The sequence below is a fragment of the Lyngbya sp. CCY1209 genome (assembly GCF_035615495.1).
GTDB lineage: Bacteria > Cyanobacteriota > Cyanobacteriia > Cyanobacteriales > Microcoleaceae > Limnospira.
Genome location: NZ_JAJENU010000275.1, coordinates 19402 through 38095 on the forward strand (window position 1 = coordinate 19402; position 18694 = coordinate 38095).

The 18694-nt window shown below is 52.8% G+C and carries 16 protein-coding genes; 6 read left to right on the top strand and 10 right to left on the bottom strand.

Features of this window, described 5'->3' with window-relative positions; genetic code table 11:
• The first annotated feature begins 286 nt into the window (after window positions 1-286).
• Window positions 287-1207, top strand: a complete 921-nt coding sequence (locus LKE08_RS07950) for an alpha/beta fold hydrolase (protein ID WP_375341408.1) — start codon at window positions 287-289, stop codon at window positions 1205-1207.
• On the opposite strand, the gene LKE08_RS07955 is transcribed toward LKE08_RS07950, so the two are convergent.
• From LKE08_RS07955 to fbp, 6 genes are all read right to left on the bottom strand, one after another.
• Entirely contained in the window at window positions 1173-1502 is a 330-nt protein-coding gene (locus LKE08_RS07955; protein ID WP_324703680.1) for a (2Fe-2S) ferredoxin domain-containing protein, read from the bottom strand. The two genes, LKE08_RS07950 and LKE08_RS07955, sit on opposite strands and share 35 nt — an antisense overlap.
• 95 nt (window positions 1503-1597) lie before the next feature.
• Window positions 1598-2461, bottom strand: coding sequence for a ferredoxin-thioredoxin reductase catalytic chain (locus LKE08_RS07960; protein ID WP_324703681.1), 864 nt, complete (start codon window positions 2459-2461; stop codon window positions 1598-1600).
• A 407-nt stretch (window positions 2462-2868) separates the two neighbouring features.
• Window positions 2869-4200 (bottom strand): glucose-6-phosphate dehydrogenase assembly protein OpcA, encoded by a 1332-nt coding sequence (opcA, locus tag LKE08_RS07965; RefSeq protein ID WP_324703682.1) that lies wholly within the window; start codon window positions 4198-4200, stop codon window positions 2869-2871.
• Between the two features lie 102 nt (window positions 4201-4302).
• Window positions 4303-5832, bottom strand: a complete 1530-nt coding sequence (gene zwf, locus LKE08_RS07970) for a glucose-6-phosphate dehydrogenase (RefSeq protein WP_324703683.1) — start codon at window positions 5830-5832, stop codon at window positions 4303-4305.
• 125 nt (window positions 5833-5957) lie between these two features.
• A complete protein-coding gene (gene tal / locus LKE08_RS07975; RefSeq protein ID WP_324703684.1) occupies window positions 5958-7103 on the bottom strand; it encodes a transaldolase in 1146 nt (381 codons plus the stop codon).
• A gap of 63 nt (window positions 7104-7166) precedes the next feature.
• On the bottom strand, window positions 7167-8234 hold the full coding sequence (gene fbp, locus LKE08_RS07980; RefSeq protein ID WP_324703685.1) for a class 1 fructose-bisphosphatase: 1068 nt from the start codon (window positions 8232-8234) through the stop codon (window positions 7167-7169).
• Between the two features lie 285 nt (window positions 8235-8519).
• Here fbp and LKE08_RS07985 point away from each other — a divergent pair, with 285 nt between their 5' ends.
• From LKE08_RS07985 to LKE08_RS07995, 3 genes are all read left to right on the top strand, one after another.
• A complete protein-coding gene (locus LKE08_RS07985; protein WP_324703686.1) occupies window positions 8520-9434 on the top strand; it encodes a peptidoglycan recognition family protein in 915 nt (304 codons plus the stop codon).
• 224 nt (window positions 9435-9658) lie between these two features.
• The gene (locus LKE08_RS07990; protein ID WP_324703687.1) at window positions 9659-10009 is read left to right on the top strand and encodes a DUF433 domain-containing protein; all 351 of its coding nucleotides are present in this window, start codon (window positions 9659-9661) and stop codon (window positions 10007-10009) included.
• Window positions 9984-10343 (top strand): DUF5615 family PIN-like protein, encoded by a 360-nt coding sequence (locus LKE08_RS07995; RefSeq protein WP_324703688.1) that lies wholly within the window; start codon window positions 9984-9986, stop codon window positions 10341-10343. Before LKE08_RS07990 ends, LKE08_RS07995 begins: the two co-directional genes overlap by 26 nt.
• Before the next feature lie 525 nt (window positions 10344-10868).
• Here the strand turns inward: LKE08_RS07995 and LKE08_RS08000 are convergent.
• Together LKE08_RS08000 and LKE08_RS08005 are read right to left on the bottom strand one after the other, a co-directional pair.
• Window positions 10869-12224 carry a hypothetical protein gene (locus tag LKE08_RS08000; RefSeq protein WP_324703689.1) on the bottom strand — a complete coding sequence of 452 codons (1356 nt, stop codon included), beginning with the start codon at window positions 12222-12224 and terminating at the stop codon, window positions 10869-10871.
• A gap of 184 nt (window positions 12225-12408) precedes the next feature.
• Window positions 12409-12834, bottom strand: coding sequence for a hypothetical protein (locus LKE08_RS08005; protein WP_324703690.1), 426 nt, complete (start codon window positions 12832-12834; stop codon window positions 12409-12411).
• A 207-nt stretch (window positions 12835-13041) separates the two neighbouring features.
• On the opposite strand from LKE08_RS08005, the gene LKE08_RS08010 reads away from it, so the two are divergent.
• On the top strand, window positions 13042-14412 hold the full coding sequence (locus LKE08_RS08010) for an ATP-binding protein (protein ID WP_324703691.1): 1371 nt from the start codon (window positions 13042-13044) through the stop codon (window positions 14410-14412).
• A gap of 128 nt (window positions 14413-14540) precedes the next feature.
• Here LKE08_RS08010 and LKE08_RS08015 read toward each other — a convergent pair whose 3' ends face one another.
• A complete protein-coding gene (locus tag LKE08_RS08015; protein WP_324703692.1) occupies window positions 14541-16070 on the bottom strand; it encodes a polyamine aminopropyltransferase in 1530 nt (509 codons plus the stop codon).
• A 473-nt stretch (window positions 16071-16543) separates the two neighbouring features.
• On the opposite strand from LKE08_RS08015, the gene LKE08_RS08020 reads away from it, so the two are divergent.
• Complete coding sequence (locus LKE08_RS08020; protein ID WP_324703693.1) at window positions 16544-17137, top strand: DUF4126 domain-containing protein; 594 nt, start codon at window positions 16544-16546, stop codon at window positions 17135-17137.
• Between the two features lie 73 nt (window positions 17138-17210).
• Here the strand turns inward: LKE08_RS08020 and LKE08_RS08025 are convergent, their stop codons facing one another.
• Window positions 17211-18581, bottom strand: coding sequence for an MlaD family protein (locus tag LKE08_RS08025; protein ID WP_324703694.1), 1371 nt, complete (start codon window positions 18579-18581; stop codon window positions 17211-17213).
• Window positions 18582-18694 lie beyond the last annotated feature (113 nt).

An 18694-nucleotide genomic window follows, 5' to 3' on the forward strand; every position in this document is an offset into this window, starting at 1 on the left:
GTGCGGGATGGGCGGACCCCGACGATCGCGCCGTCTTCGGTATTCCGTCGGTGGGAATTTCATGACGTGCGATCGCATCTTCGTTCCCTATTGTAACACGAAAACCGGCTCCCAGAAGCCAGTCGGGGCGACATTTGCGCCCCGATCGCCGGGGATCGCCGTGCTGAAAAGGGTTGCCAATTTTGAGTCGATCTCGGGGATCGCTGCGATCCCGAAACGAACGAGATTTTGATACAATCGTCAAGGGAAATTAACAAATGTTTACAAAATGCGGACGACTGTTGCGATGAGTTCGACTTCATGGGATGGATCATCATACTGGAAGTGGCGGGATCAGTTAATTTACTACGTCCGGGCCGGAGCGCCCCGGAGCGATCGCCCGCCGCTGCTGCTGGTACACGGTTTCGGGGCTTCCACGGATCACTGGCGCAAGAATATCGAGGGATTGAGTCCCGAATTTGAAGTCTGGGCGATCGACCTGTTGGGATTCGGGCGCTCGGCGAAACCCGACCAGGAATATGGCGGGGATTTGTGGCGGGATCAGCTCCGCGACTTCATCGCAGAGGTAATCGGGAAGCCGGCGGTGGTGGCGGGCAACTCCCTGGGGGGCTACGCCTGTCTGTGCACGGCGGCGGACTATCCGGACTCGGCGGCGGGGGTGATCTTGCTCAACAGCGCCGGACCGTTCTCGGACACCGAGCCGAAAGTCGAACCACCGACCTGGAAAAGGCGGATGTCGAAGGCGGTGCGATCGCTTATCCTCAGCGACTGGGGGACTTTTGTGATCTTTCAGTGGACCCGGCGGCGGTCGGTGATCCGCAAAACCCTGCAAAAAGTGTATCTGGATCAAAGTGCCGTAACCGATCGCCTGGTGGAGGAAATTTACCGCCCCTCCTGCACCCCCGGCGCCGTCAAGGTGTTCGCGTCCGTGTTCAAAAGTCGCCGGGGCGACTCCGTGGACGTCTTGCTGTCCCGCCTAAATCGTCCTTTACTGTTGCTGTGGGGGGAGGGCGATCCCTGGATGGACTGCCGGGCTCGGAGCGATCGCTTCCGGGCGCATTATCCCAACCTCTCGGAACACTTTCTCGACGCCGGCCACTGTCCCCACGACGAAGTCCCGGAACAGGTCAATTCCCTGATCCGAACTTGGGTTCAGGCCAACTGCTGCGGCCTCAGTAATGAAAGCGGGGATGTATCCTCGGATTGAGTTTGTCCTGCACGGGTTCGCCCCCTTTCAAGTGATCGGCGACGATGGCGGGGACATCTTCCGGGTGTACCCGATAGTACCAGATTTCCTCGGGAGTGACCCTGACCGTCGGGCCGATGTTGCACTGGCCCATACAACCGCATCCCCGGACATCAACATCGGGGAGGTCGGCTTCTCGAAACGCTTTCAAGGTTTCGGCCGCACCGTGTCGCAGGCAGGACTGATGCTGGCACACCAGGACGCACCGATCGCTCTCGGATTGGGTTTCGGTCGCTTTGGCGTCTGTTTCTAACATGAGTGCCGGGTTGGATACCAAACTTGATATTTCTATTATGTACCCGACCCCCGTGGCCGCGATCGCCGAGTGTCCGTCGCCGGCGATCGCGGTATTTACTGAGACGGCTTGACTTCCAGGGCGCCCGTATCGCTGAACACCACTTCAAACGTCACGGTCTGACCGGAGGTTTGCCCCGCCATACCGTCCGACTCGGCCAAACCGGGCAGGGGGGTATTCTCGACATTATCCTTGGCGTCGGGGGAGTTGGGCTCGAACTTGGCGATCGCCCCCTCCGGCGTGACGGTGACGAGATAGCTCACCTGGGCCGTCACCGGAGTCCCCTTCACCGTCCAGGCCCTATCCACCTTGTCGTAAACGATCTCATTCAACTGGTCCACATCCACCGCGCCGGGAGCCGCGGCCATTTCCTCGCCCGCCGTCGGAGCGGCCGCGGGAGTCGCATCCGTACCCATTCCCGGCGTTTCGGCCATTTCCGTGGTCCCGGTTGCGGCCGGCGATTCTGGGAGCTCGGGTTCGGCAGTCGCCACCGGCTCGGAGGTCGTCGGTTCCGAAGGCGCGGTGTCGGCCGCCACGGGACTCGGGCTCTCCGAGGTCGCCGTCCCGTCTGTTTCCAGAGCGGTCGCTTCCGTTTCGGTGGCGGTGCCGGCGGTTTCCATCTCATCTTCCGTCACGGAAGCGGCGGGAGTCGTCGCCATCTGTTCAGCCTCTTCCATCGCCGGTTCTTCCGTGGCGACGGTGTCTTCAATTTCCTCCTCCGCCTCCATCGCGGTCGGGCGCGGACTCACCGCCAGGGACCCGATCAAAGTTCCAAAAAGCACGACGATCAGGGCAACGATGGAAGCCGCTTTCAGGGCCGGTGGGAGTTCCGATGTCCCCACCGCATCGACGGGGTGGTTGTGGGAAAATTCTGATGTTTCCGGAGATAGATCTGAGGAGCGTTCGCGATCTGAATACATACTTGACACCTCTGCTCATCGAATAACAATTGCGAATTGGAAATATTGTAGACGTTTACGCCCCGTCCGAGAGGAAAAATGAATTGATCCTAAGAATTGGTGTCTTCCGTGATTTTGGGCGTTGATTTTTGAGTTGACGGATTCTCCGCGCCGATCGCACGGGAAAAGCGGGCGGGGTCGATTTGCCAATCGCCCCGGCTGCTATCAATTAACAGTATGGCTTCTTCTTACATTTGAGGATTGAGAGTCTCAATAATTGGGCGATCGCCGAACTTTCAGAGTTGAAAAAATCGGGCGATCGCCCCCCAATCCCAGGCACTTCAAAAGACCGGGACTCATCTTAACGCAGCATCTACCGCCGCTAAAGTAACCGAGGATACAAATTTGTGTCGCGATCGATGCGACGGTCAGCCCAACTTGAGAATTTGGGCCGTCACCGCCAGACTCTCCTCGTACAAAACATCCCGGCCCCAGCGCTGCAACTGCTGCGCCATCAGGTATTCCGCCTTCTGATCCGTGGCGGCGGTGACCTGTTCCGTGCGGCAGGACTGGGCGCTGCCCCCGGCTTCCATCCGCATGCACCCCATTGTTTCCGAACAGAGGATGGTGCAGCAGTTGGCGTTGGGATTGCTCGAGGTCAGGCGCAAACCCACCAAATCCCCGGGAATTTCCCCGGTGTCCGCCATCGGGATGGCGGCGAGTTCCCCCCGGATTTCCTGATCTTTCGGGCCGATAAATTTGACGTGCTTGAGGTCGTAGTCGCCCCCCTCCTCCGTAAATTCCACCGGCTTCCAACCCAGACGGCTGGCGAACCAACCCAGGAACATCAGCGCCTGGGCAGCATTGCCCTTTTCGTAGTCGATGGTGATGTTGTCGAGATCGACGAGGGACACCCGGCGCTCCGGGGGGTCGAAGGCGGCCGCGGCCAACTCCTGCCAGGGCGAGAGGCGGTGCCAGTTGAGATCAGCGATGTAGGTTTCTTCTTCGATCAGTTCCTGCATTTTCGAGAGCTCGGACTCGGGGTCGCTGAAATAGCAGGAATCGACGATGACGCAGTTGCTACAGCCGGACAACTGCTTGAACAGTTCTTGCTCCGGGTTGGGTGTCGCCTTCCACCAGACGAACTTGGGCAAATCCGGAATCATCAGGGACGCGACGACGTTGCCGACCCGTTCCAGGGCGCTTTTGGTCCCCCGCAGGGTGACGTATTCGCAGCACACCAAACCCTCCTCCCGGTTGTTTTGCAGGGGGCAGTAGGCGGAGACTTGGGCCGTCACCCCCGTATCCTCGCCGAGGGTGGGGCACAGGGTGATGATGCGGCAGGGATTTTGGGCGGCGATGGTTTCGCTGATGCTGAAGCCCCGGGCGTCCACATTCTCGATCGCCCGCTTTTCCGGGGGCACTTTGGCGAACTCGGCCCGCAACTTCTCCAACGTTTCCGGATCGACGCGGCCGGTGATGGGCAGGTCGTAGGCTTTCTGGGCTTCCCGAATCCCATCCCGGGTCTCGATGCCGTGGATGCCGTCGATCGCCCCTCGATAAAAGCCCAACCCCCCCAACAACTGCTGGAACTCCTCCGGTTCGTAGACGACCATGCTGAAGGTAGCCGCACGGGTAGCGATCGCCTGAGTCTTGCCCTGGCTGCCACTTTGAGTCAGCCAAATATTATTCAGTTCAGCTTCGATCTCGCTGAGGGAAATATCCTTGGGTTTCTGTAAAGCGACGAGTGGTGTATTCATAAAATCGGCGGTTATGACTTCAAGGTTAATGATTTCATCTGCATGGAAAGTGGCGGGGAAAACCGCCCGACTCGGAGCCATTCTCCCCCGCCGGACTGTCGTTTACAACCGGCGCCAGCGGCGGCCGTCGCGGTTGAGCAACAGTTCCGCCTCCACGGGTTCCCAAGTTCCGGCTTCGTAGAACGGGACGCTGTCGGGGGCGGCGGGGGCATCCCACACCTCTAAAAGGGGGGTGAGAACCCGCCAGGAGGCCTCCACCTCGTCCCCCCGGGTAAACAGCGTTTGATCTCCCAGCATACAGTCAATCAACAGCCGGGCGTAGGCGTCTGTATTCGGTTTGCCAAAAGCCGTGTCGTAGCGGAAATCCATGTCCACCGATCGCGTCCGCAGAGAGTTTCCCGGCGTTTTCACCTCGAAGCGCATGGAAATCCCCTCGTTGGGCTGAATCCGCAGAGCCAAAACGTTGGGGTTAGCCTGTTTTGCCGCCGACTGGAACATCAAAAAGGGTACTTCCTTGAACTGAATCGCGATCTCGGTGACTTTCTTGGGCATCCGCTTCCCCGTCCGCAGGTAAAAGGGCACCCCCTTCCAGCGCCAGTTGTCGATGTTGAGTTTCAGGGCGACATAGGTGGGGGTGGTGGACTCCGGCGAAGCCCCTTCTTCGTCTCGGTATCCCGGCACTTCCTCGCCATTCATCCATCCCGCCGTATACTGTCCCCGCACGGCCGAACAGTCCAAATTGGTGAGATCTGCCAGGCGCGTGGCCTGGACGACCTTCACCTTTTCCGTGCGGATGCTGTCGGCGTCGAGGGAGTTGGGGGGCTCCATCGCCGTGAGGGAAAACAACTGCATCAGGTGGTTCTGGACCATATCCCGCAGCGCCCCGGAGGTTTCGTAGTAGCCAGCCCGACCCTCCAAACCGACGGTTTCGGCGACGGTAATTTGGACGTGATCAACAAATTGGCGGTTCCACAGAGGTTCAAAAATAGCATTAGCGAACCGGAACACCATCAGGTTTTGGACGGTTTCTTTGCCCAGGTAGTGGTCGATGCGGTAGACTTGCTCCTCCGCGCAGACGTCCCGCACCACCCGGTTGAGGACTTGGGCCGAGCCGAGGTTCCGGCCGAAGGGTTTTTCAATCACGAGGCGCTGCTTTTTGGGGTCGGCCAGCATCCCGGCCCGTCCGAGTTGCTGGGCGGCTTCCCCGAAGAAGCGGGGGGCGACGGAGAGGTAAAAGACGCGATTTTCGCGGGTGCCCCGCTGTTCGTCCAACTCGCGGAGGAAGGCTTTGAGTTTCTGGTAACTTTCCGGCTGGTCGATGTTGCCGGAACAGTAAAACAGGCCCTTGGCGAAGGTTTCCCAAATCTGTTCGGACTGCAGGCCGCCGCCGAAGTCTTCGATGCCTTCCCGGAGGCGCGAGCGGAAATAGTCGTGGCTCCACTCGCGCCGCGCCACCCCCACGATGGTCAGTTCCGGGGGCAGTTTGCGTTCGAGATACATCTGATAAATGGCGGGGACCAGTTTCCGCTGGGTTAGGTCGCCGGACGCGCCGAAGATGGTCAAAATTTGGGGTTCGGGGATGCGGTCCTGTTGCAGGCCGACGCGGAGGGGATTTTCTAAGAGTGTTACCATCGATGCTGTTCTGAGTGGAAGGATTGAAAATCAAGGCGGAATTAGACCGTGAAAATCAGGGGGATCGGGTGGGGGCAAGCTGATACTTGCCTGACCCAACCGATTTTTTTTGCTATCTCAATAGATTAGGCGGGGGAGAGTTGTTTCATTTTGGTTTCGATCGCATCCATCAAGCTGTTGAAGGGTTCGACGAATTTATCGATCCCCTCCTCGATCAGTTCGTCCATGATGCGATCGATGTCGATCGCAATTTCGGGCGCCGAGAGATTTTCGATCAGCGTGTAGGCTTCATCCACGTCGGTTTCCACCCGGTTGGCCCCGACGTGGCAATGGTCGGCACAGGCTTCGATGGTGTTGGGCGGCATGGTGTTGACGGTGTTGGGGCCGATCAGTTCGTCCACATACATGACGTCGCTATATTCGGGGTTTTTGGTGCTGGTGCTGGCCCACAGGAGGCGCTGGGGGTTGGCGCCTTTGGTGGCTAGGGCTTTCCACCGATCGCTCTGGATGATTTTCTTGTATTCTTGATAGGCGATTTTGGCGTTGGCGATCGCGACTTTTCCCTTCACCAATTCCAATTCCGCTTTCAGGTTCAAATCCGTCACCCCGTGCAGTTTCTCGTCGATCGCGTCATCGATTTTCGTATCGATTCGGCTCAGGAAGAAACTGGCGACGGAGGCAATTTTACTGATATCTTCCCCGGCTTCGACCCGCTTTTCTAAACCTCGGATATAAGCCCAAGCCGCGTCCGTATAACTCTTGACCGAAAACAGCAGGGTGACGTTGACATTGACCCCTTCGCTGATGGCTTTTTCGATCGCCGGAATTCCCTCGGGCGTCCCCGGAATTTTAATCATCACGTTGGGACGGGCGATCGCTTGGTTGTAGCGGAGCGCCTCTGCGATGGTTTTTTCCGTATCCCGGGCGAGGGTGGGGGAAACTTCGATGCTCACATAGCCGTCCAACCCGCCGGTTTCGTCGTAAATGGGCTTCAAAATATCGCAGGCGTTGCGGATATCTTCAAAAATCAGAGATTCGTAGATTTCCGACGCGGATTTTCCGTCCCGAATCCCCTTTTCAATGTCCGCATCGTAGCGATCGTTGCCCTGAATTGCCTTGTTAAAAATCGTGGGGTTGGAGGTGATCCCGTGAATTCCGGTTTCCGTCATCAACCGCTCCAATTCTCCGGACTCGATCAGGGTGCGGCTGAGATTGTCCATCCAAATACTTTGACCCAGCTTTTCGATTTCTTTAATGTGATTCGTAGCCATATCTAAAATTCCTCTTGTCTTCATGGACTCAATTAAGGGCAGTTGGGGGGGCACTCCGCTGCTCTACCCTTCGCTGTCCCGACGTTTGCGATCCTGAATGAACGACTCCACCAGGGCGACATCTTCTTTGCTGCCGATGACCAGAGGCGTGCGTTGGTGGAGTTTTTCGGGGATTACATCCAAGATATCCTGGGTGCCGGTGCTGGCCCGTCCGCCGGCCTGTTCCATCAAAAAGGCCATCGGCGCCGACTCGTACAACAGGCGCAACTTGCCCTCCGGTTTCTTCGCGGTACCGGGGTACAGAAACACCCCGCCCTGACAGAGAATCCGGTGGATGTCTCCCACCAGAGCACCGCTGTAGCGGGCCGTGTAGCCCTCGTGGCGGTGGACGTAGCGGGCGTAATCCCGAAACGACTCGTCCCACTGCCAGAAGTTGCCTTCGTTGACGCTGTAGACGGGGCCGTGTTCGGGGACGGTAATATTTTCCTGAGCCAGGATAAATTCGCCGAGGCTGGGATCGAGGGTGAACGAGTGGACCCCCGTTCCGATGGAGTAAACGAGCAAGGTACTCGGGCCGTAGAGTATGTATCCGGCGGCGAGTTGTTTGCGACCGTGTTGGAGCAAGTCGAGGGCCGCGCCATCTTCGTCGTCGCCTTCTTGTTGACGGATGGCGAAGATCGATCCCACGTTCAGGTTGACATCTAAATTCGATGAGCCGTCGAGGGGATCGTAGAGCAGGGTATAGCGTCCGATGGGACAGTTTTCGGGGATGTAGTAGGGCTTTTCCATCTCCTCGGAAGCCAGACGGCACACCAGGCCGCTCTGTTTGAAGGTGGAGATAAAAACGGCGTTGGAGTACAGGTCCATTTGTTTGACCTCTTCTCCCTGGACGTTGACATCTCCTGTAAATCCGAGGGTGCCTTCCACCAGTCCGGCCCGGGACAGGCGGCGGGCGATCAGTTTCCCCGCCAACCCGATCCGATTCATCAGGGCGCTGATATCCTGGGCGTCGGGGCCGAAACTCTTCAATTGTTGCAGGACGTGCCGGGACAGGGTGGTGCAGTCCCGATCCAGGTAGTATCCCCGATCGAGGGGATCGGGCTGCGATCGCCCCGTTTGCGTCTGTACCATAAATTGACTTTCTCCCGGTTGACTTGCCGTTCACCTCATTTCCTAGCTTTGGTGAAATGCTTGGCATTGGCTTCTATCTTAAGGAGGCTTTTGGGACAAATGGGGGGATTTTTAAGCTAAACTTCACATCTCGATCGCATTTGGGCGCGGGGAATTGCAGCGTTTGAGTATTTTTGCGGTGGGGAGTCAGGCCGAAAATAAAAAACGTCCCGCGATCGCCCCAAATCCCAATTGTGGATTAAACTTGGGGGGAATTCCTGCGTTGATGGTTTGCCCCCGGTGATCATGAAATTTAGATTGACCCCCATCCTGTTATCGATTATTTTTTTAATCGGGATCGCCCTGCCCGTCGCCTTGTCAGAGAAACATCCGGTCATCGCCAACGAAGAACGGCACGAAACGGGCGCGATCGTCGCCAACGCGAATCTGGAACTGCAACCCACCTGCGCCATCCGCCCCGACCCCAATCCCGCCGTCGCCTCCAGCCAAGTCGGGCCGGGCATTTCCCAACCCGCCCCCCTGTTCCGGTTCCGGCGTCCGATCGCGTGGCAAAATTCCGCCGCCGCCGCCGCATCGCCTACGGGTTATACTCCGATGGAATATCAAGCGATCGCCAACCCCACCAACTACGGCCAGCGCTATATTTACGATATCAACGGTCAACCCACCAACCACGTCCCGATCATCGTCCTCCACGAAACGGCGGCTACCAGCCAGAGCACGATCAACTTCTTCCAAACCCCCCACAGTTCCGAGGACAACCAAGCCAGCTACCACACCCTAATTACCCTAAACGGGGATATCGTCTATATCGTCCCCCCCGATCTGAGAGCTTTTGGGGCGGGAAATTCGGTATTTGTGGGAAGTCGGGGCACCGAAGCGGTCAAAACCCATCCCAATTATCCCCCCTCCGTCAACAATTTCGCCTATCACATTTCTTTGGAAACGCCCCCCGACGGGATGAACAATGGTTCCGGCCACAGCGGCTATACAATGCCCCAATATCAATCGTTGGCTTGGCTCGTTTCTAGGACGGGGGTTCCGCGCGATCGCATCACCACCCACGCGGCCGTTGACCGTTCCGGGGAGCGATCGGACCCGAGAAGTTTCGACCGAGAGCTTTTTTCCCAACTGTTGAGTCAGTATCCCCAAACCCTAGAAATTGTCATCGGCTGTCAGGCGCCCCGGCAGCGGGGGTGAGGGTAGAAACCGGGTTGTTTGGAAACACCCGGTTTCTGAATCTGAAATCAAAAATCTGTGTAATCTGCGTCATCTGCGGACAGAAATAGCCCGGACATCAGGAGTTGTAGGGTGCGTTCCCTCATCTCGACGAGAAATTGGGCTAATTGATGAGTGGGAACGCACCGGACGATTGACTTCGAGAAAATATCGTACCATTGAATAGAAAGCGGAGAATCGGAACGATGCAGCTAGAAGATTATTTGGAATTTATAGATCCCGACGAAATCCGTCTGAAAGGTCATCGCATCGGCATCGAAGACATCATCAAATATTATCTAGATGGATACACACCCGAACAAATTTTACAAGAGTTGCCCACCCTCAATCTTGAAAAAATTTATGCCGCGATCGCCTATTATTTACACAATCGTTTCTTATTGGATGCTTATTTATTGCGGTTGTGGAAACGGCGAGAACAGCATTATCAAGAGTTTGTGAATCATCCCTCTCCCTTGAGACAACGTTTAAAAGCAGCAAAACAACAGCGACAAGAGGAGAAATTAAACAATGAAAGTTCGGTTTCTCCTCGATGAAAATTTGCCGCCGAAGTTGAAGTTGGCGGTACAACGTTATAATCCAGATATTGATATCATTCGAGTCGGGGAACCCGAAGCGCCCCCTTTAGGAACGCCCGATCCCGACCTTCTGAATTATTTGGAAGTATCTCAACGATTATTAGTAACAGATAACCGCAATAGCATGGGAGGTCACTTGCAGGAACACTGGACAAAAGGGGGACATATTTGGGGCTTAGTTTGGCTCCGTCCAGGCAGTACAATTAGAACGTTATCAGAGTCTTTACTGTTAATTTGGGAAATTACTGAATCTGAAGAGTGGTTAGACAAATTAGACTGGATACCTTATTAGAAAAATCCGGCTTATATAGTTGTAGCTGTAGGGTGCGTTCCCTCAACTCACCGGGGAGTTGGGCTGATTGATGAATGGGAACGCACCGGACGATTGACTTCGAGAAAATATCGTAAGAATATAGCAATCGGAAACGATTTGCAAATAGTCGCGCCCCCAAACCCCCAATTCTGGGGGCTTTGAGTGGATAAATTTTTCACGAATTATTTCACATTGCTATAGCAGCCGCCATAGTGGTTAGGACATAATTACTCCAATTGAGTCCACTTGAGTGGACTTTTGCTATCAGCCTTGAAATTGATTTCAAGGCGGGTTATTGTTGGGGCGAAAAATCTTCTATCGGGGCGAAAAATTTTTCGCCCCTACTCAAATTATCTGTTAAATATCACAACCGCTTGGGAATCAATTCCCTTTTCTTATAGCAAAAATCATCTAAAGATGATTGGCGGTACAGAAATTGCGTAGAAACCGGGTTTTTTTGAAAAACCCGGTTTCTGAATTTAATGCGATCGCACCCAATCCGCTTTAAATGCTGTTTCTTATCTTCTCATCCAACTCATTCACCGCAGACATAACACCCGACTCAGGATCGTTGAGAAGAGTCTTTTTAATTTGATGCAAAGATTGTACTAAATCCTCACGCAAACGAGGCTTATTTTGGGCGACTCCATTAATATAATCCAAATAATCTAAGCCCAACAAAACAACAGCAACAGCGGGGTCTATTAGGGCTGCGACTTGACTGGAAACAAAACCAGCAGCAACTTTACTACCAGCTTTTGCAGCAAATTTAGCTACAACTTTAGTCGTTACATAACCTCCAATAATCTCTACCGGTAATATTCCATCACCTTGTTCATTTTCCAACCTTACTTTGATTGTCTCTAAATACTGATCCCAATCTGTTTGAGAAATTTTATACATTTTGGGAACATTATGTAGATCAGCAGATAGTTCCTCAAGGTAGAATTCAGTTGTATCGATGACGATTGCCCTGAATTTACTTTCGGCATATTTTGAATTGACCACGCGACGAGAAAACTCTCGATTAATATTCTTATTGATGCGATTTTTGATATTATCATTAATTTTTACATGATCGATATTTCCAGGGTCAATCACAATTTCACCTACATATTGAGCCAATACCTCGACCTCTTGTTTTTTCTGATTAAAATAATTAAAATACCAATCTAAAAAATCAGTATCTATGCGATTTACCAATTCTTTCTCCCATTCATCTAATTCCTTTTCAGCATATTTTTTCGCATTTACATAAGCCGTTTCGCGAGCCTTATCAAAAGCTTTTTGTGTTGGCCAAAAAGCCACCATGTTTTGTGTGATTTCCAATGGCGGAGAGGATTTCAAATCAGCCGCCAACGCTTGATTCATGATCGAGCGTCCCAGCAATGGCAATAAGATCAATAAAATCACGAAAATCCACAGGATTACACCGACTATCTTGATGAATTTAAAGACGGTTGACTTTGGCTTCAAATCAACCAAATTAAAATCTCGATCGCCCAAAAATTCACTCAATTTTTTATCCATATTTTTGGCGACGAACTGCCGTCCCGAAGGCAAACCACTGGAGAGACAGATTAAATTATTATTTTCATCCAAAAAAACTTGAGCCAAAAATGTTCCTTCGCTATGTTCCTTACAAATAAGAGCTGCTTGTCCGAACGACGGATTTTTTTGGCGATGGTTCTTAAAGTAACGAATCACCTCATCAAAGCTGATGTTCTCTAATACTTCCGGTATTTCTTGAATCGTGTTTGATGATTGATTAAACTCATCTACTATTCGCCCTGCATCTTCATCAGTAATTGTATTTTCTACCTGAGAATTGTTTTTTGAAAACCAGCCCAAAAATGCCATAACTTTTCTCCATGATTCGATAACAGACAAATGCGATCGCAGCACCAAACCATCAACATAAATTGTCAGGTGCGTCCCCTTAAATCACCCGGTAAATCACCAATTTATGTGTCAGTGTATATGAAAAAAACCTTTAAAACGTTTTTTTCAATATTTGCAAGATCCGTTCATCGCCTTGATTTTTCTAATCAACTGATGTATACTTCTTAATTCCTTTTTTGACAGCCAGTGCGGCAAAATATCCTAAAACAGGTAAAAAAGGAACCCAAGCGGGATGGGTAGAGGCTAATGCGGCTATACTTACACCAGAAACAATAGTATTCGCCAGATCCGGTAAATCTTGATTGATATCTTTGTCGCTTAAGGTTTTACGAAATTGTTCATTGAATCGCTCACATAGAGTTGAAATCTGGCTAGGATAATCTTGTGCAATTTGTTCAAGAGCCTCCTGAAATGCAGCCCAAACATCTCCATTATTGTCTTCAATAAAATCCAATGCTTGTTCGGCTACTGCATCACTTGAACTGCATTCTTCAAGTTCCTGCAAATCTTCTTCATTGATTTTTTGTAGCGCATCTTCCAGATCGTGACTGGGTAAATATTTGCCCATTTTTTTACACCAGATCCCTGATTTTGATTGTCAATTTTTTGATTTTAGCGATTTTAGTGATTAAAATCAAGAGCATGACGGCGTTATTTAGCGTTGTTTATTGAATTTTCTTTGCCAACAAAGTCAAATAAAAAGTGTGATTTGGTTGCCCGGTGTAAAAAAGTGTGATAAAGTGATGGATATCAAAATCTACCTCTCAAGGCGCTTATGGACATTCAAGAGGTTTTACAGTGGACTGACGAACAAGTGTTTTTAAAAACCAAACAGCATTTGGATTCCTTACAACGAGCAGTCTTGGAAGGAACCTTGGAAGGTCTAAAATATCCGGAAATTGCTGAGAATACAAAACGCAGTCACGATCATATCAAACAAGTGGCACGGCATTTGTGGAAACTCTTATCAGATACACTAGAGGAAGATATTAAACAATCGAATGTTCGCTCTATTTTAGAAAAAACTGCAACATCTAATATTTGGAATTATGGAAACTGTTCGCCGGTAGTTAGCATTAATAGTCATATCAATATTTGTGGAAATAGACGGCAAGATGAAGAAGATTATCAAATCCGATCGCCCTCCAATTTCAACTCTGCCGAAACAAAAAATAACTCGCCAATTATCGACCTAACAGACGCGCCAGAAATCACCGAATTCTGCGATCGCACCCCAGAACTCGACACTCTCCAACAGTGGATATTAGAAGAAAATACGCGCCTCATTACCATCTACGGCTTGAGGGGGATTGGTAAAAGTTCCCTCGTCCTAAAACTCGTCGAAACAATTAATGATAAATTTGATTATATAATTTGGCGAAGTCTCGTTAACGCCCCCCAGTTTGCAATCCTAAACACCCAACTCAGAAAACGTTTTAACCCCTTTTCAAACACCCCACAACCGACGACAATGGATGATTTTCGCAACGGCCGTTGTTTGCTGATTCTAGATGACCTACAGAATCTATTTGCCGGCAATCAACTCTCCGGGGAATATTTAACAGACTATCAAGACTACGGCGCATTCTTTCAGCAAATAGCCAGAAATAATCATCGCAGTTGTGTCATTCTCCTCAGTTGGGAAAAACCCCGAGAAATCGTCACTTTAGAAGCCGAAAATAGACCGGTTCGCACATTACACCTGCAAGGCTTGGGAGAAACCGCCACAGAAATCCTGAGACACAGAGGATTAACCAACGAGGACAAATGGCATGAGTTAATTACCTCGTATCAAGGTCATCCCGTCTGGTTAAATATTATCGCTTCGACGATATTAGAACTATTTGACGGTCGAGTTTCAATGTTTCTAGGTGATGAACTATTTATCGGAGACTTGTCGCCACTTTTAATATCCCAGTTGGACAGATTATCCGATTTAGAAAAACAGGCGATCGACTGGATAGCCAGTGAACGGCAACCCGTCGATATTTCCCAAAACCCCGCCGATGGTGTATTGTCGAAATTAGAACTGTGGCAGGCAATTCAATCTTTAGTCAGACGGGGGTTGGTCGAAAAAATATCGGCGGGGGAGCGATCGCACTTTCAACTCAACCCCGTATTTCAACAATATCTTCAGCTTCAATAAAATCATCAATTAACTCTTTTCAGATAGCAGTAAATATTGGATTTCTGACACATTCTCTCTCTGTGTTACTCTGTGCCGGGAGTGGTAAAAATATCGGACTATCCTGATGTATTCTCCCCGACAGTTGATCAATAAGTATTCCACCGCCAATCCGACTGGTAGCGGACGATGACGGGGTGGGAGAGGCGGTTGACTTCCACATTTCCGAGTTGGATGTCGGCGGGAAGTTGAAACAGTCCGGGGAGCATTTCGGCGGTGAGAAAGCGGGTGGAAATAGGGAGTTGAAATTGTTCCGGTTTCAGGGGCGATCGCGCCGCCATGACGAATCCCCACGGCCCGAAACTGGGGACGTTAACGGTGTAGGGATGGACGGATAAATCAATTGATTCCAGGGTGGCGACGATGGAGGCGAAGGCGCGGGGGGCGAAAAATGGACTGGATGCTTGGGTGACGAATACCCCCCCCGGATTTAATCTGAAAAGCAGGCGTCGATAGTACCCTTGGGAGTACAATTTCGCCAAAATTTCTTCGTCGGGATCGGGAAAGTCGGCGATGATGACATCGAAGGTTTCGGCGAGTTCGGGGGCAATTTTGAAGGCATCTCCGTATTTTACCGTCACCCTCGGATCGGCGAAGGCGTTTTGATTTGCCCGCAATAAAGCGGGGTGATTTTTGGCAAGTTTTACAACAGTTGGATCGAGTTCCAAAACGGTGACATTTTCGACCTGGGGCCATTTCAAAACTTCTCGCAATGCCATGCCGTCTCCCGCCCCCAACAATAGGACGTTGCGGGGGTCGCCGTTTGCCGCCATCGCGGGATGGACGAGGCTTTCGTGGTAGCGGTATTCATCGAGGGTGGAAAATTGCAAGTCGCCGTTTAAAAAGAGGCGGACATCCTGACCCCAGCGGGTGAGGACGATGCGCTGGTAGGGGGATTGGATGCGGGCGACGACGGGGGCGCCGTAGAGTTGATTTTCGAGGCGATCGCTGATGGGAATGGTGAGCGGTGCGAAAGCCAAAAGGAGGATGCCGACGAGTAAACCGCGAATCGCCCAACCGCGCAATTCGGGGAACGATCGCCCCAATAAAAACACCATAAATGCCGGGAAAGAACCGATAACGGCAGCGGTGGGAAATAATCCCAAAAAGGGTAATAACAACACAGGAAAGGCTAAAGAACCCACCAGCGCCCCCAAATAATCCAGGGCTAAAACCCCCGCGATCGCATCTTTTACTCCCTCTTCTTGTTCGATTATCCGGGTGAGAATGGGGACTTCTAAACCTGCCAGCGTCCCCAAAATTAAGGTGACTAAAAATAGCCCCAACCAGAGGGAACTGTCGATGACGAATAGGAAAAATAACCCCAAGGGGAGTAAAGCGGTGAGGGGTGCGATCGCCAGTTCGACCGCGGCCAAACTGGTCAACAATTGTCGATGTTGCTCGACGCGATTTTCGCCGGGGGCGACGAACTGACTCAGGTACGATCCGATCCCCATCGCGGCCAAAAATACCCCCACCGCCACCCCGAAGGCGAGGGCCTGATTTCCCACCAAATAACTGGCTAGGGTTCCCAGCAGCAATTCCGCCGCCAACCCGCACCCGGACGAAACCGCCGCGGCCGACAATAATAAATTTCGCTGTTTGCGTTTCAGGGTCACTGATTAATTAATCATTAATAATTAACAATTGATAATTGTCGGTCGGGGGTTCGGCTCGAACTCCGACTTCCCATCTATTCTAACGGAAATCTAATGGGGGGTCTGACCCGTCGGATCGGTTCACTTTTTATCGGGGGGAAGGGCGCGAAGTGGAACCCTTTTCGCCGCCAACCTGGGGGGTCGAAAGTCCGCCCTTCTCCAGACTGCAAGGCAATCGGCCCCGGCGCGGAGTTGCGGCCGGTGGCTGCCGTCCCCGAATGTTCGTTTGATCGGCATTTTGGCAATTTTGTGGGCGAGGTGATGCACGGTTGGAATTAAAAGGGTAAACTATAAATAGACCGGACAATGAAACGATTCTTTCACCCCGAGTTTAACCCCGGATTTTCGAGCATTTTATCAGCCATTTCGGGATCGATCTTGGGTTTCAGGGTCAGACCGACATCTGAGAACTCCCCAACCCCAAATCTCGTGTCATGATTGAACTTTTAGCAGCCCTTTCAGCATCGGCCGCAGGAGGGATGAGAATCGCTCTCCCCCTCCTCCTGATCGGTTTGCTGAAAAATAATCTGTGGTCCGACGTGCCCTTTCTGTCCGCCTTTTCGCCTCAAGTGGTGGTCGGGACGCTGGTGAGTTGGTCGCTGTTCGAGCTGTTCGCCTCCAAAAAGTTTCTGGGACAGCGGATTCTCCAACTCGTCCAACTGCTGTTGAGTCCCTTGGTGGGGGCGATCATGGGTTTGGCGATCGCCGAGGCGACCCATTTTACCCCGTGGCTGGTGTGGCTGGTGGGCATCATCGGGGGATTGTTCGCGTTGGTGCTGCAGTTGGTGCAGGCGGGGTGGTTCTACCGCCTGCGGGGTTTGCCCCTCTGGGCGATTTTCCTCCAAGATACCCTCTGCATTTCCCTGGTGATTTTCGCCTTCGACGCCCCCGAACAGGGGGGGTTGATCGCCCTGTTGTTGCTGTGGCTGGCCATCCGCTCCTCGAAGGAGTGGTATCGGTGGTACACCGCCCAGGCGGACCGCCGGAACCGCCACCACCCCCGGCGGTACAAGTGCAACCCGGATTAGGGGCAAGAGCCGTTTCATTCTCGGTTAATAATAATTAATAATTAATTATTAGCAGAACGAAACGGCCCCGGAATTAAGGGGCATCTCGGCGGGGGGCGATCGCTTCCGGGGTGAATTGAAGGGCGGAGTTCCGGGAATTGTGGGGGGAATTCGCCCAGGCCCACACCTGGGGGTCAATTTCCGAGAAGAGTAACTTCAAAGCCTCTTCGTCCCCGGCTTCGGCGGCTTGGGAGAGGGGGACCAGGGTTTGGGCGACGGCGGTTTGGCGTTCCAACTCCTGGGTGGAGGTGAGGATGTTCCCCAGGCCGTTGACGATATTTCGCAGATTGTCGCGGAATTGGGGGTCGCCGGTGAGGTCGTCGATGTCGGACGTCACCTTTTGCAGGTTTTGCAGGGTAGCCCGGGCGGAATCCAGGGTTTGCTGGAGCAAAATCAGATTGTCGGGGTTGTTGACGGTTTGGGAGACGTCCCGCAGGTTGGCGGAGGCCTCCGCGGCGTTGGCCGAGAGCGCTTCCAGGTTTTCCAGGAGTTGTCCCTGTTCGACGCGGCCGAGGATCGGGGTCAGGGTGGCGATCGCGGCCCCGAGTTCTTCGGTGGTTTGGTTGATATTATTCAACGTCGTCACCAACGTCGAGCGGTTGGTGGCCACCAGGGTATTGACTTGTTCGGCCAGGGTGCTGACTTGCGTGGCCACCCGTTCCAGGGAGTTGGCCGACTGCACCGCCGCCCCGGACACTTCGTCGATGGACCGTCGCAGGTCCGTCGAGAGGCCGTCGAGTTGGGAGGAAAAGGAGCCGATCCCCTCGTCGATGGACTGGCTGAAACTGCCGAGTTCCACCTTCGCCACATCGACAAATTCCCCCATTTTCGCGCTGAGTTCGGTGGCCTCCCGGGCGGCGATCGCGGTATTTTGGACGGCTAGGTTGAGATTGGCAAATAACTGCGGGTCGCTGTAGAGTTCGCCAAATTCGAGCATCGTCGCGATCAGCCGTTCCATGCTGATTCCCGATATCCCTTTCACCTCGGCCCCGTCGCACAGGATCGCCTCGGGACAATCAGGACCCAGGGGGCTGACAGTGAGGAGGGAAGAGGGCAAGGGGGCGGCGGGGACGATATCGACGTAGGTTTCACTGAGCAACCCGATTTGGTTCGCCACAACTTGGGAGTTCCGGGGCATGACCAAATCCACCGAATCGATATTCAGCGTCAGTACCACGCCGTTGGATTTCGGCTGTAGGGCTCTCACCTGCCCCACTTTCACGCCCCGATACCGCACCGGCGTCCCCACCTGCATTCCGGTGGCGTTGGGAAATTCGGCGACAATTTGATAATTTTGCTGTCCGAGGCGGACCCCCCGCAGCCAAAGCGCGGTGGCCCCGAATAGCCCCAATCCAAACAGGATCAGGAAGCCGACCGATCCTTCTCTCACTGTCCGCGATCGCATAATCTCTCTCCCAATCTGGCATCGGCTGAAGTCTCCATTAGGGGTCGAGAGAGAAGTCACCTTCTCCCCCTCCCATTCAGAACCGTGCATGAGATTTTCACCTCACACGGCTC

Bases quoted from the DNA above. Each gene is read 5' to 3' on its own strand.
- LKE08_RS07950 (WP_375341408.1), top strand. From the start codon at position 287: ATGAGTTCGACTTCATGGGATGGATCATCATACTGGAAGTGGCGGGAT.
- LKE08_RS07955 (WP_324703680.1), bottom strand. From the start codon at position 1,502: ATGTTAGAAACAGACGCCAAAGCGACCGAAACCCAATCCGAGAGCGAT.
- LKE08_RS07960 (WP_324703681.1), bottom strand. From the start codon at position 2,461: ATGTATTCAGATCGCGAACGCTCCTCAGATCTATCTCCGGAAACATCA.
- opcA (WP_324703682.1), bottom strand. From the start codon at position 4,200: ATGAATACACCACTCGTCGCTTTACAGAAACCCAAGGATATTTCCCTC.
- zwf (WP_324703683.1), bottom strand. From the start codon at position 5,832: ATGGTAACACTCTTAGAAAATCCCCTCCGCGTCGGCCTGCAACAGGAC.
- tal (WP_324703684.1), bottom strand. From the start codon at position 7,103: ATGGCTACGAATCACATTAAAGAAATCGAAAAGCTGGGTCAAAGTATT.
- fbp (WP_324703685.1), bottom strand. From the start codon at position 8,234: ATGGTACAGACGCAAACGGGGCGATCGCAGCCCGATCCCCTCGATCGG.
- LKE08_RS07985 (WP_324703686.1), top strand. From the start codon at position 8,520: ATGAAATTTAGATTGACCCCCATCCTGTTATCGATTATTTTTTTAATC.
- LKE08_RS07990 (WP_324703687.1), top strand. From the start codon at position 9,659: ATGCAGCTAGAAGATTATTTGGAATTTATAGATCCCGACGAAATCCGT.
- LKE08_RS07995 (WP_324703688.1), top strand. From the start codon at position 9,984: ATGAAAGTTCGGTTTCTCCTCGATGAAAATTTGCCGCCGAAGTTGAAG.
- LKE08_RS08000 (WP_324703689.1), bottom strand. From the start codon at position 12,224: ATGGCATTTTTGGGCTGGTTTTCAAAAAACAATTCTCAGGTAGAAAAT.
- LKE08_RS08005 (WP_324703690.1), bottom strand. From the start codon at position 12,834: ATGGGCAAATATTTACCCAGTCACGATCTGGAAGATGCGCTACAAAAA.
- LKE08_RS08010 (WP_324703691.1), top strand. From the start codon at position 13,042: ATGGACATTCAAGAGGTTTTACAGTGGACTGACGAACAAGTGTTTTTA.
- LKE08_RS08020 (WP_324703693.1), top strand. From the start codon at position 16,544: ATGATTGAACTTTTAGCAGCCCTTTCAGCATCGGCCGCAGGAGGGATG.
- LKE08_RS08025 (WP_324703694.1), bottom strand. From the start codon at position 18,581: ATGCGATCGCGGACAGTGAGAGAAGGATCGGTCGGCTTCCTGATCCTG.